The organism is Duganella qianjiadongensis, assembly GCF_009857915.1.
Taxonomy (GTDB): domain Bacteria; phylum Pseudomonadota; class Gammaproteobacteria; order Burkholderiales; family Burkholderiaceae_D; genus Rugamonas; species Rugamonas qianjiadongensis.
In genome coordinates, this window is sequence record NZ_WWCM01000005.1 from 90988 (window position 1) to 104386 (window position 13399).

The window sequence follows — 13399 nt, forward strand, 5'->3', positions numbered from 1 at the left end:
GCTGAAATGGAAGATATCGAAAAATTCATCAATGGCTTCAGCCGGTTCCAGCAGCAGTATTTTCAGGATAGCCAGGGACTGTTCGACAGCCTGCGCCAGGGCCAGAAGCCCAGCACCTTGCTGATCGGCTGCTGCGATTCGCGCGTCGATCCCATGCTGCTGACGGGCAGCGACCCGGGCGATCTGTTCGTGGTGCGCAATATCGCCAATCTGGTGCCGGCATGCACGCCCACGGCGTCGGCCGGCGTCAGTTCGGCCATCGAGTTCGCCGTATGCGAACTGGAAGTCGAGCGCATCATCATCCTCGGCCATGCGCGCTGCGGCGGCATCCGCGCCGTGATGTCGCCCCGTAAAGCGGAGCGCGAAACGGATTTCGTCAACCAGTGGATGCGCGTGGCCGAGCCGGTGGCCGAGCGGGTGCGGCGCGATCTGGCCCACCGCAGCAGCGCCGAGCAGCATCAGGCTTGCGAGCTGGCCAGCATCCTGCTTTCGCTCGACAATCTGATGACCTATCCATGGCTCAAACGCCGCGTGGAGCAGGGCCTGCTCAAACTGCACGGCTGGTATTTCGATCTGGAGAAGGGTGCACTGATGGCCTATTCAGCGCGCCAGCATGCCTTCCTGCCGCTGGTCGGCTCGCTGCCTGAACGGCAGGATGCTACTGCGTAAGCGATATTTGGGCGGCTTTTAGGAGGCTAGACAAATTCTCGCCTCAAATGGAGCTTCTCTGCGTGCGCTAGAGTTGTAAAACCCCACGCTACGGGTGAACCACGATGGCCGCTTCATTATTGTTCAAGCATAGACGACGAACCCGGCACTAGCTTTACATACCTCATCGCCGAACATGGTCGCGTCCACTTCCAGAAAACGGTGGCGCATTCAATTTGAACTTTTCCTACGCAAAAATTACTCATGCACTTAATGATTAATTTTTATCCCTCGTAGGTGCATACATGTTGACTATTACCCAGTCAGAAGATTTATCTCCATCGCGGCAATTGCCGAGCCGTACGCCTTCAACACTGTTCAACACCGTTTGCAGTACAGATACTGCTCATGCGCGGCAAAAGTGTTCATATTCGAAGCACATTTCGCCGAGCCTGATGGGCAGGGTTCAGCAATTTGAAGTTCTGTTCGGTCAGCGCGTCAGCCCGGAATCTAAGGCGAACTCGTCTTCGGACTGTGACACTTCGACGGACATACATCCGACGGCTGCATTACTTAAAAAAGAGGAACGCAATATCCTATGTGCGCATGAGGAAGTAAAGCGACGGGATTCTGATGGCGCAGGCGCCCCGAAGAAGGGCGTCCCAGCGTCGCAGGCGGGCGGCTCGCCTCGAAGGGAGACTGTCGATATGAAACAGGCGGCAGCGGCGGGTCTCGCGTCAAGTAAAGGCGCTGTCAACAGCACTAGCACGCCGATACGGTCCCTGACGGAGACGAGTTCCAAATCGCAATTCTCGAAAGCAATTGGTCCAAATCTCGGCTCCCGCTTCTTGAAAGCAATTAAATTGAGTCTTAACGACGCCGGCAAATTTTGCATAAAAGTGACGGCCGCTACAACTGCGGGCAGCGTCATACCAGCACTCTGTTGCCTGCCAATTGCTGGTCCGGCCGCTCTTCTTATAGTACCCATAACGGCTGTAGTAACACCACTTGTCGCCTTTCCTCTTGGTTTCGCAGGGTACGCGCTGGGACAATTTGGCGAATTCGTAGCTAGCTCGATTATCCGTTACCGTAAGATGTAACTAAATCATGGGATGGACGGACCTATCGGTGGCGGCAGCGATTTCGGCGGGCCAATAGAACGGTTCAGGTCGACGTGGGATCGTACGCTTTGCCGGGCTGTGCACCATCGCATGCGCCAAGTGTAGCTTACCTTATTCCAGGCTGAGGTCTGGTCCAGCAGGGGCTTTATCGTTTTCCTGCGCTGCATCGTGCGCGTTGAGCCCGAAGGTATCCCAGTCCGGGCCGAACAGCTCGACCGGATGCTGGGTGCGGTCGGAGCCGTTACCGCAGGCCATGCTATCGGCCGGACAATATTTGTCGCAGCCCCAGCAGATCAGCTCGGGCTTGGCGGGGTGGATGGGAAAGCGTTTGGCCACTGCGCTCAGTGGTAGTGCAGCAGGTCGCCGCTGCGGTCGAAGGCCAGCATGCGGTCCATCTGGCCTTGCTGGATATGGCCCAGCATCTGGTTAAAGGCAGCGTCGGTGCGCTGCGGATCGGGCAGCACGCCATTCTGGCCGGACAGGGTGGAAATCAGCATCACGTCCCACGGCTGACCCATGGTCTGGGCTTCTGCCACCAGATTGGCATACGTGTCGAGTTCGCCTACCTGCTTGTCCACGCACATCACCGGCACCAGCGTGGTGCGGCCCACCGTGCCGGGGGCAGGGTCAGGCTCGGCTTCGGCCACGGCAAAGGCGATCAGCAGGCGCTGCGGCTGGGCCTGCATGGCCGCTGCCAGAATCAGGTCTTCGAAACTAGTAATTTGCATGGGATTCCTCGGCTAGCTCGCTAGAGCAATGGTTGTACACGCTAACGATACCCTTCAAGCCCCTCATTGAAAATTGCCGTAAGGGATGATCAGGCCTAGTCACTATGGCCTATAAGCCCTAGTCCTTCTCACCCTGCCAGATGACCTTCTTGCCGATTCCCACCGAATGGGCCGCTGCTTAGACTTGCAACATAGTCGAGTCCGTGCATGTTGCATGGGACCGCATACCCGGCACAGTGCCGGGTGTCAGTGAGGAGGCAGCATGAGTCATTTTCTGGATCGCCTGAAATTCTTCAGCAAAACTACGTCGACATTCTCGGGCGGTCACGGCGCCGTCGTGCAGGAAGATCGCACTTGGGAAAACGCCTATCGCCAGCGCTGGCAGCACGACAAGATCGTGCGCTCCACGCACGGCGTCAACTGCACGGGTTCGTGCAGCTGGAAGGTGTATGTCAAGAACGGCCTGATTACCTGGGAAACCCAGCAGACCGATTATCCCCGTACCCGTCCCGATCTGCCTAACCACGAACCACGCGGCTGCCCACGGGGCGCCAGCTACTCGTGGTATGTGTATTCGGCCCAGCGCGTCAAATACCCGATGATCCGTGGCCGTCTGATGGAAATGTGGCGCGAAGCGCGCAAGAGCATGGACCCGATCGCAGCATGGGACTACGTGAGCCAGAATCCGGAACGGGCAGCGCGCTACAAATCCGTGCGCGGTCTGGGCGGCTTCGTACGCGCCAGCTGGGACGAAGCCAACGAGATGATTGCTGCCGCCAATGCGCTGACCATCAAGAAATACGGCCCTGACCGTATCGTCGGCTTCTCGCCGATTCCCGCCATGTCCATGGTCAGCTATGCAGCCGGTACCCGCTATCTGTCGCTGATCGGCGGCGTGGCGCTGAGCTTCTACGACTGGTATTGCGATCTGCCGCCATCGAGCCCGCAGATCTGGGGCGAACAGACCGACGTGCCGGAATCGGCTGACTGGTATAACTCCACCTACCTGATGGTATGGGGCTCGAATGTGCCGATGACCCGTACCCCGGATGCCCACTTCTACACGGAAGTGCGCTACAAGGGCACCAAGACCGTGGCCGTGTCGTCCGACTTCGGCGAAATGGCCAAGTTCGGCGACATCTGGCTGGCACCGAAGCAGGGCACCGATGCAGCGCTGGCCATGGCCATGGGCCACGTGATTCTGAAGGAATACCACACGGCTGGCCAATCGGCCTACTTCAAGGAATACGCCAAGCAGTACACCGACTTCCCCATGCTGGTGCTGCTGAAAGAGCAGAACGGCACGCTGGCGCCCGAGTACTTCCTGCGCGCTTCGCACCTCGCCAATAACCTCGACGAAACCAATAATCCGGACTGGAAGACCCTGGTCATCGATCAGGCCAGCGGCCAGATCGTCGCACCTGCCGGCTCCATCGGCTTCCGCTGGGGCGAAACGGGCAAGTGGAATCTGGAGATGAAGCAGGGTAGCAGTGGCGCTCCCGTCGATCCGCAACTGTCGCTGATCGATTGCGCCGATGACGTGGTGCCGGTGGGCTTTGCCTACTTTGGCGGCAAGGATGCCAGCGATCTGCTGATGCGCAACGTCCCCGTCAAGCGTCTGACGCTGGCCGATGGCAGCACCGTGCTGGTGGCTACCGTATTCGATCTGACCATGGCCAACTACGGCATCGACCGTGGCCTCGGCGGCGGCAATGTCGCTAGCAGCTATGAAGAAGACGTGCCATACACCCCGGCATGGCAGGTCAAGCATACGGGCGTAAAAGCCGCAGACGTGATCACCGTAGCGCGCCAGTTCGCCGAGAATGCCGACCAGACGCGCGGCAAGAGCATGGTCATCGTCGGTGCGGCACTGAACCACTGGTACCACATGGACATGACCTATCGCGGCATCATCAACATGCTGATGATGTGCGGTTGCGTGGGCCAGTCGGGCGGCGGCTGGGCCCACTACGTAGGTCAGGAAAAACTGCGTCCGCAAACCGGCTGGACGCCGCTGGCCTTCGCACAGGACTGGAACCGTCCTATGCGCCAGATGAACGGCACCTCGTTCTTCTACAACCATACCAGCCAGTGGCGCCACGAAAAGCTGCACACGGAAGAAATCTCCTCGCCGACGGCAGGCGCCGATGTGGCACCGATGTCGCTGCTCGACTACAACGCCAAGGCCGAACGTCTGGGCTGGCTGCCATCGGCACCGCAGCTGCAGACCAACCCGCTGGAAGTGACCCGCGCTGCCGAAGCTGCCGGCGTTGCACCCGTGGCCTACGCGGTCAGCCAGATCAAGAACAAGCAGCTGGAATTCTCCTGCGATGATCCGGACAATCCGGCCAACTTCCCGCGCAATATGTTCGTCTGGCGCTCGAATATTCTGGGCAGCTCGGGCAAGGGCCACGAGTACTTCCTCAAGTATTTGCTCGGTACCCAGAATGCGCTGATGAGCGACGAAGAGCACTGCATCAAGCCGCGCGACGTGAAAGTGCGTCCGGCTGCCGAAGGCAAGCTCGATCTGCTGGTGGTGCTGGACTTCCGTATGTCCACCACCTGTCTGTATGGCGATATCGTGCTGCCGACCGCGACGTGGTACGAGAAGGACGACCTGAACACTTCGGACATGCACCCCTTCATCCACCCGCTGTCGGAAGCCGTGCAGCCGCTGTGGCAATCGAAGTCGGACTGGGAAATCTACAAGGGTCTGGCCAAGAAGTTCGAAGAAATCGGCGGTCCTTACCTGGGCACCCAGCAGGATCTGGTGCTGACCCCGCTGATGCACGACACCCCGGGCGAACTGGGTCAGCCTTTCGATCCGAAAGACTGGCGCGCCGGCGAGTGCGAACCGATTCCGGGCAAGACCATGCCTAACTTCACCGTGGTGGAACGCGACTATACGAAGATTCACCAGAAGTTCACTTCGATCGGTCCATTGCTGGAAAAACTCGGTAATGGCGGCAAGGGCATCAGCTGGAAGACGGGCCATGAAGTGGAAATCCTGCGCGGCATCAACCGCACGGTGCAGGCCGACACGGTGGGCAAAGGCCAGCCGCGGCTGGAAACCGCCATCGACGCGGCCGAGATGATACTGTCGCTGGCGCCGGAAACCAATGGCCACGTAGCCGTGAAAGCATGGGATGCGCTGTCCAAGATCACGGGCCGCGACCACACCCATCTGGCGCTGCCACGCGAGCATGACAGCATCCGCTTCCGCGATGTACAGGCCCAGCCACGCAAGATTATTTCGTCGCCCACCTGGTCCGGTCTGGAATCGGAAGAAGTCAGCTACAATGCCTGCTATACCAACGTGCATGAACTGATCCCATGGCGCACCCTGACGGGCCGCCAGCAGTTCTACCAGGATCACCGCTGGATGCGTGATTTTGGCGAGGGTCTGTGCGTGTACAAGCCGGCCATCAACACCAAGACCACGGCCTCCATGCTGGGCGCCCAGCCGAACGGGAATAAAGAGATTGCGCTGAACTGGATCACGCCGCACCAGAAGTGGGGCATCCACTCGACCTATTCGGACAATCTGCGCATGCTGACCCTGTCCCGTGGCGGTCCTCACGTATGGCTGTCGGAAGTGGACGCCAAGGCTGCCGGCATCGTCGATAACGACTGGATCGAGGTGTTCAACGTCAACGGCACGCTGACGGCGCGGGCGATAGTCAGCCAGCGCGTACCGGAAGGCATGACGCTGATGTATCACGCACAGGAAAAAATCATCAATGTGCCCGGTGCGGAAATGTCGGGCAAACGTGGCGGTATCCACAACTCGGTCACCCGTGCTGTGACCAAGCCTACCCACATGATCGGTGGTTATGCCCAGCTGTCGTGGGGCTTCAACTACTACGGCACGGTGGGTTCCAACCGCGATGAATTCGTGCTGGTACGGAAGATGAACAAAGTCGACTGGCTGGAAGGCCCGTTGAATGAAAAGGCCCACGGCTGAGAAAGAGACGGAGCGATACATGAAAATCAGAGCACAAATCGGCATGGTGCTGAATCTGGACAAGTGCATTGGATGCCATACCTGTTCGGTAACCTGCAAAAACGTGTGGACCAGCCGTGACGGTGTGGAATATGCATGGTTTAACAACGTCGAAACCAAACCGGGCGTGGGTTATCCCAAGCAGTGGGAAAACCAGAACAAGTGGAATGGCGGCTGGCGCCGTACCGACGCGGGCAAGATCGAGCCGCGTCAGGGTAGCCGCCTGAAAATCCTGTCGCAGATCTTCGCCAACCCCAATCTGCCGCAGATCGACGAATACTACGAGCCCTTCACCTACGATTACGAGCGCCTGCAGAATGCGCCGCTGTCGGAGACGCCACCGACTGCCCGTCCTATCTCCGTCATTACGGGCAAGAAGATGGACAAGATCGAATGGGGCCCGAACTGGGAAGACGATCTGGGTGGCGAGTTTGCCCAGCGTAGCCAGGATGCGCTGTTCGATGGCATGCAGAAGGAGATGTACGGTACTTTCGAAAACACCTTCATGATGTACTTGCCACGTCTGTGCGAACACTGCCTGAACCCGACCTGCGTGGCATCGTGCCCGTCCGGTTCCGTGTACAAGCGCGAAGACGACGGCATCGTGCTGATCGATCAGGATAAATGCCGCGGCTGGCGTATGTGCATCTCCGGCTGCCCGTACAAGAAGATCTATTACAACTGGTCGTCCGGCAAGGCCGAGAAGTGCACCTTCTGCTACCCGCGTATCGAAGCGGGCCAGCCTACCGTGTGCTCGGAAACCTGCGTGGGCCGTATCCGCTACCTGGGCGTGCTGCTGTACGACGCCGACAAGATCGAAGCGGCGGCCTCGGTGGCCGATCCGCGCGACCTGTATCCGTCGCAACTGGGTCTGTTCCTCGATCCGCACGATCCGGCCATCATCGAAGAAGCACGCCGTCAGGGCATACCTGATTCTTGGCTGGAATCGGCCAAGCGTTCGCCCGTGTACAAGATGGCGGTGGAGTGGAAGGTGGCTTTCCCGCTGCACCCTGAATACCGCACGCTGCCGATGGTGTGGTATATCCCGCCACTGTCGCCGATACAGGCTGCCGCCGAATCCGGCCGTCTGGGCAAGAACGGCATCCTGCCGGACACCGCCAGCCTGCGTATCCCCGTGCAGTATCTGGCCAACCTGCTGACGGCTGGTGACCAGCGCCCGGTACTGACGGCACTGGACCGCATGCTGGCCATGCGCGCCTACATGCGCAGCAAGCATGTGGCGCCGACGCCGGATCTGGAAGTGCTCAAGCAGGTAGGTCTGGAGCCCGCCATGGTGGAAGACATGTACCACATTATGGCGATTGCCAACTACGAAGACCGCTTCGTGATCCCTAGCAGCCACAAGGAAATGGCCGAGGACAGCTTCAACGAGAAGGGCAGTTGCGGCTTCAGCTTCGGTAACGGCTGTTCGGATGGCGTCAGCGACGCCAGCCTGTTCGGCAAACGCAAGCACGGTTCGGAAATCTTCATGATGATGCCGAAATCGCGCAAGAAAAAGGAGAATCTCGATGTCTGAAGCCCAAGCAAGCAAGGAAATGGCTACCTCGGGCTTCCAGCTGCTCTCCATTCTGCTGCAGTATCCGGAAGCGGAGCTGCTGCAGGAACGCGAGGCCCTGCAAGCGCTGATCCCGCGTAACTGGCAGGGCGCGCTGGCACCGCTGTTCGCCCATCTGGCCGCTACGCCCCTGATCGACCTGCAGCAGCAGTATGTGATGACCTTCGACCGCAATCCCTCGCATTCGCTGCATCTGTTCGAGCATATTCATGGCGAGTCGCGCGACCGTGGCCAGGCCATGGTGGACCTGCTGGCGGAATACAGCCGTCACGGTTTGCAGATGGTGGGCGACGATCTGCCCGACTACGTGCCGCTGTTCCTCGAATTCCTGTCGCTGCAGGACGAGGCGGAAGCGGAGCGCCTGCTCGGTGATGCCATCCACGTGCTGGCCTACATCGGCCGCAAGCTGCGCGCCAATGGCAGCCCGTACGCCTGTGTGTTCGAACTGCTGCAGACGCTGACCAATGTGGTGGCGGAAGAGCTGAGCGAGCCGCCCGTGCGCGATATGGACGAAGCGCTGGAAACCTTCGGCCCCGGCGCCGACGGCATCGAACCGCTGCTGAAACCGCGCATGGATGGTAGTCATCCCGTCAATTTCTATCCCAAGGCGGCAGCGCCGCAGCGTCACTGAAGGAGAGCGCCATGAACTATCTGCATCAATTTTTATTCGGTATCTATCCGTATATCGCGCTGGCGATCTTCCTGCTCGGCAGCCTGATCCGCTTCGACCGCGAGCAGTACACCTGGAAGTCGGAATCCAGTCAGGTGTTCAATAACGGCATGCTGCGTCTGGGCAGCCCGCTGTTCCACATCGGCGTGCTGGGGCTGTTCTTCGGCCACGCTGCCGGTCTGCTCACGCCAGTGTGGGTGTGGGACGCGCTGGGCGTGGAACACGGTACCAAGCAGCTGGTGGCCATGGTAGCCGGTGGCACCATGGGCTCGCTCTGCCTGATCGGCCTGCTGATGCTGCTGGGCCGCCGCCTGAGCAACGAGCGTGTGGCCGCGCGCAGCACGTGGAAAGACAAGCTGGTTCTGCTGTGGCTGCTGGCAACGCTGCTGCTGGGCCTGTCGTCCATCTTCGTGTCGGCTGGCCATATGGATGGCCACATGATGGTGCTGCTGATGGGCTGGGCCCAGCATGTGGTGACCTTCCGTGGCGATGCCGCCGATCTGATTCTGACCGCACCGCTGATCTTCAAGCTGCACCTGTTCATGGGCATGTCGCTGTTCGTGATCTTCCCGTTCACCCGTCTGGTGCACGTGTGGAGCGGTTTCGGCGCCGTCACCTATCTGGGTCGCGCCTATCAGCTGGTGCGTCCACGCTAAGGAGTCATCATGGGTATCTCAGTCAATGGTGTCGATGTAGCCGATAGCGAGATCGAAGCGGAGCTGGCGCACCACCAGCAGGCGGCCAATCCCGTGCAGGCGGCCGTGCATGAAGTGATCCTGCGCCGGGTGCTGTTGCAGGAAGCGGCGGCGCTGGGCCTACAGGCCGGCGATGAGGATGACCGCATCGAAGCCCTGTTTGCGCAGGAAGTCAAAGTGCCGCTGGCGGACGACGAAGCCTGTCTGCGCTACTACATGAGCCAGCCGGAGCGTTTCCGTAGCGGCGATCTGGTGGAAGCGCGCCATATCCTGTTCCAGGTAACGCCATCGGCGCCGCTGGATATGCTGCGCCAGACGGCTGAACTGATACTGGCCGAGCTGCAGGCGCGGCCCGAGCGTTTCGAGGAACTGGCCGCACAGTATTCCAATTGTCCGTCCGGTGCCATAGGCGGCAATCTGGGCCAGCTGGGGCGGGGCGCTTGCGTGCCCGAGTTCGAGGAACTGCTGTTCCGCCTGCAGGAAGGCGAGCTGGCAGGGCGCTTGCTGGAGACCCGCTTCGGCCTGCACATCGTGCAGGTGAAGCGGCGCGTGGCCGGTGCCGTGATTCCCTTCGCCACCGTGCGGGCCCAGATTGCTGACGAGTTGCAGCGGCAGGCATGGCAGCGCGCCTTGCACCAGTATCTGCACATACTGGTGGGGCGTGCCGGTATCGAAGGTATAACGCTGGAAGGAGCGCAATCGCCACTGGTGCAGTAATTGCAAGTCACAATCTTCTGCAGTACCACGTAGCCGGCCTAGTCTGAAAGGACTAGGCCGGCTACGTCGTCATGGGCAGTTTCAGCGCGCGCTGGCGACGTTAAAATGAAGCATCCCAATCAGACAGGAGTGCGCCGATGTCAGGCGAACTTTTCCCCACCGCCGCGGGCACTGGCCTGCACCCGCAGACGCCGCGCCTGAGCGACCGTTTTGGCCGCAGCATCGATTATCTGCGCGTGTCGGTGACCGACCGCTGCGATCTGCGCTGCACCTACTGCATGCCCAGCGGTTTCAAAGGCTATGAAGACCCGCCGGACTGGCTCAGTTTCGACGAGATCGAACGGGTGGTGGCGGCGTTTGCCCGCCTCGGCACCTCGCGCGTGCGCCTGACCGGCGGCGAGCCGCTGACGCGGCGCGGCCTGCCGCAGCTGGCGCAGCGTCTGGCGGTCTTGCCCGGCCTGCGCGATCTATCGCTCTCCACCAACGGCACGCGGCTGGCCCGCTATGCCGACGAACTGTATGCGGCCGGTGTCAGCCGCGTCAACGTCAGCCTCGATACGCTGGACCGCGACTGCATGAAAGGCATTACGGGGCGCGACTGCCTGCCGTCCGTGCTGGCCGGCCTGCAGGCGGCCAAGGCAGCGGGTCTGGCGCCTATCAAGATCAACATGGTTGCCATGCTGGGCGTGAACGATGCCGAGATCGACGCCGTGGCGGCATTCTGCATCGAACAGCACTTCGTTCTGCGCCTGATCGAAGTGATGCCCATGGGCGAGACAGGACGCAATACGGCCTACCTGAATCTGGGCCCCGTGCAGGAAAGGCTGGCACGCCGCTTCGACCTGCGTCCGCAGGCGCTGGAAATCGGCGGCGGACCGGCGCGCTACTGGAGCACGGCCGATGGCAGTGCGGCGATAGGCTACATCACGCCCATGTCGCAGCACTTCTGCGCTACCTGCAACCGGGTGCGCCTGTCGGTCGATGGCACGCTGTATCTGTGTCTGGGGCAGGAGCAGCAGTATCCGCTGCGGCCTTTGCTGCGCGGCGGCGCCAGCGATGCCGAACTGGAAGCGGCCATCCGCGCTGCCATCGAGCTGAAACCGGAGCAGCATGATTTCGGCCGCCAGCCGGAAAAGATTATCCGTTTTATGTCGCAAACGGGCGGCTAGCCGCCCTCTAGCACCGTGTATACTGAATGACGTATTGCATCACCGGAGCAGCCATGCGCTATGCACACTTTTCGTCCGGACAGGCCCGCTGATGGTGCTGCCCACTCTCTTTGCCAACTGGCACAAGCTGTCGACCCGTATCGTCGGCTTGCTGCTGAGTTTTCTTGCCGTCGCCCTGCTGGTGATAGGGTCGACGCTGCTGCTGTCGTGGCAGCTGGAAGGCAGTGCTGCCGCGATCAACGTGGCGGGCAGCTTGCGCATGGATAGCTACCGCATGGCCATGCTGGCCGGTCAGGTCGATGACGCGGGGGCAGACCCGCGCACGCGCGAACACATCCTTTACCAGTTGCAGGCGATGGAGGAAAAGCTGCAGCTGCTGCAGCGCGGCGATCCCCAGCGTCCGCTGTTCCTGCCGCCCACGTCCAGCATCCGCGATATGTTTGGCGGCGTACTGCAGCAATGGCGCACGGAACTGGCGCCGCAGGCGCATGACTGGCTGGGTCAGTCCGCTGCCACGCCGGCCAGTGTGCGCGCTCTGCAGCAGCGCAGCGAGCGCTTTGTGGGACGGGTGGACGAACTGGTCCAGCGCATCGAACGCGACAGCGAAAACCGTACTTTCTGGCTGCGCGCATCCCAGCTGACCCTGCTGGGGCTGGCCATGGTGGGCACGGTCAGCATCATCTATCTGCTGTTCGACATGATCGTCGCGCCGGTGACCCGTCTGCAGGGCGGTCTGGAACGGATGCGCGAAAAAGACTTCGGCGTGCGCCTGCCGGTGGACCGCAGCGATGAATTCGGCATGCTGGCCAGCGGCTTCAACCAGATGGCCGACCGTCTGCAGGCCGTCTACGGCAATCTGGAACAGATGGTCAGCGTCAAGACGCAGGCGCTGGAGCAGCAGAACCGCGAGCTGGCACTGCTGTACGACAGCGCAGCTTTCCTGCAGCAGCCGCAGCCGGCCGAGGCCATGTGCCGCGGCTTTTTGCAGCGTATCAGCGAGTATTTCGGCGCCGATGGCGGCACCGTGCGCATCCTAGACCCGATACAGGGCAATCTGCACATGCTGGTGTCGCAGGGTATTTCGGATCGTCTGGTGGAAACGGAGCGCTGCCTGAAAGTGGGCGACTGCCTGTGCGGCGAGGCCGTGGTCAAAAAGGTGGCGGTGATCCACGATCTGCGCAAGATGGATGGCGGGCACCAGCTGGAATGCCACAGGGAAGGCTTTGCCACCGTTTCCATCTTCCACCTGTATGCCCAGCAGCAGCATCTGGGCTTTTTCAATCTGCACTTCCGCAAGGCCACCGAATTCAGTCCGGCCCAGACGGCCCTGCTGGAAACGCTGGGCCAGCTGCTCGGCACGGCCATCGAAAACCAGCGGCTGGAAGGACGTTCGCGCCAGCTGGCCGTGTCGGAAGAGCGCAATCTGGTGGCGCAGGGTCTGCACGACAGCATCGCCCAGGGCCTGAATTTCCTCAATCTGCAGGTGCAGATGCTGGAACAGTCGATGCAGCAGCGCCAGTGGGAAGAGGTGGAGAGCATCGTCCCAGCCTTGCGCGCCGGGGTGGACGAGAGCTATCAGGATGTGCGCGAACTGCTGCACAACTTCCGTACCCGCCTGCAGGAAGGCAATCTGCTCAGTTCGCTCGAAGCCGTGGTGGAGAAATTCCGCCGCCAGAGCGGTATTACGGTCGATATCGCGGCCGAAACGCAGGGTCCGCCATTCCCTAGCGAGCAGCAGCTGCAATTGCTGTTCATCGTGCAGGAAGCGCTGTCGAATGTGCGCAAGCACGCGGGCGCCAGCCGGGTCTGGGTGAGGCTCGATGATCACGATGACTTCGTGCTCAGCATTCGCGACAATGGCCACGGTTTCGAGCCTTCCGCGCTCGATACGCTGGGCGAATCCCATGTAGGCATACATATTATGCGCGAACGGGCGGCGCGCATTGCGGCTGATCTGAACGTGCGCTCGCAGCCGGGGCAGGGCACGGAAGTGTTGCTGCATCTGGCCCGTGCCCAGCGGCGCGCTGCCTGAAGCACACCAATAGACGAGAGTTAACGAGAGAGGTTTTTTG

General features: G+C 60.8%; 11 protein-coding genes. 9 read left to right on the forward strand and 2 right to left on the reverse strand.

The window, feature by feature from the left end; translation table 11 throughout:
• Positions 1–6: 6 nt before the first annotated feature.
• Together GTP27_RS09175 and GTP27_RS09180 are read left to right on the forward strand one after the other, a co-directional pair.
• A complete protein-coding gene (locus GTP27_RS09175) occupies positions 7–669 on the forward strand; it encodes a carbonic anhydrase (protein ID WP_161038888.1) in 663 nt (220 codons plus the stop codon).
• A 284-nt stretch (positions 670–953) separates the two neighbouring features.
• Complete coding sequence (locus tag GTP27_RS09180; RefSeq protein ID WP_161038889.1) at positions 954–1748, forward strand: hypothetical protein; 795 nt, start codon at positions 954–956, stop codon at positions 1746–1748.
• 132 nt (positions 1749–1880) lie between these two features.
• Here the strand turns inward: GTP27_RS09180 and GTP27_RS09185 are convergent, their stop codons facing one another.
• Together GTP27_RS09185 and GTP27_RS09190 are read right to left on the reverse strand one after the other, a co-directional pair.
• Complete coding sequence (locus GTP27_RS09185; protein WP_161038890.1) at positions 1881–2105, reverse strand: DUF3079 domain-containing protein; 225 nt, start codon at positions 2103–2105, stop codon at positions 1881–1883.
• 5 nt (positions 2106–2110) lie between these two features.
• Positions 2111–2497, reverse strand: a complete 387-nt coding sequence (locus GTP27_RS09190; protein WP_161038891.1) for a hypothetical protein — start codon at positions 2495–2497, stop codon at positions 2111–2113.
• A 262-nt stretch (positions 2498–2759) separates the two neighbouring features.
• Between GTP27_RS09190 and GTP27_RS09195 the strand changes: the two genes are divergently transcribed.
• The 7 genes from GTP27_RS09195 to GTP27_RS09225 all read left to right on the forward strand — a co-directional run bounded on the left by GTP27_RS09195 (position 2760) and on the right by GTP27_RS09225 (position 13359).
• Positions 2760–6461 (forward strand): nitrate reductase subunit alpha, encoded by a 3702-nt coding sequence (locus tag GTP27_RS09195; protein WP_161038892.1) that lies wholly within the window; start codon positions 2760–2762, stop codon positions 6459–6461.
• Positions 6462–6480: 19 nt separating this feature from the next.
• Positions 6481–8037, forward strand: a complete 1557-nt coding sequence (narH, locus tag GTP27_RS09200; protein ID WP_161038893.1) for a nitrate reductase subunit beta — start codon at positions 6481–6483, stop codon at positions 8035–8037.
• Positions 8030–8707 (forward strand): nitrate reductase molybdenum cofactor assembly chaperone, encoded by a 678-nt coding sequence (narJ, locus tag GTP27_RS09205; RefSeq protein ID WP_229633588.1) that lies wholly within the window; start codon positions 8030–8032, stop codon positions 8705–8707. The genes narH and narJ overlap by 8 nt, the downstream gene beginning before the upstream one ends.
• Positions 8708–8718: 11 nt before the next feature.
• A complete protein-coding gene (narI, locus tag GTP27_RS09210) occupies positions 8719–9402 on the forward strand; it encodes a respiratory nitrate reductase subunit gamma (protein ID WP_161038894.1) in 684 nt (227 codons plus the stop codon).
• A gap of 9 nt (positions 9403–9411) precedes the next feature.
• Positions 9412–10158: a peptidylprolyl isomerase gene (locus GTP27_RS09215; RefSeq protein WP_161038895.1), complete on the forward strand. Its 747-nt coding sequence runs from the start codon at positions 9412–9414 to the stop codon at positions 10156–10158.
• A gap of 137 nt (positions 10159–10295) precedes the next feature.
• Positions 10296–11327, forward strand: coding sequence for a GTP 3',8-cyclase MoaA (gene moaA / locus GTP27_RS09220; protein WP_161038896.1), 1032 nt, complete (start codon positions 10296–10298; stop codon positions 11325–11327).
• Between the two features lie 91 nt (positions 11328–11418).
• Positions 11419–13359 carry a type IV pili methyl-accepting chemotaxis transducer N-terminal domain-containing protein gene (locus GTP27_RS09225; protein ID WP_161038897.1) on the forward strand — a complete coding sequence of 647 codons (1941 nt, stop codon included), beginning with the start codon at positions 11419–11421 and terminating at the stop codon, positions 13357–13359.
• Positions 13360–13399 lie beyond the last annotated feature (40 nt).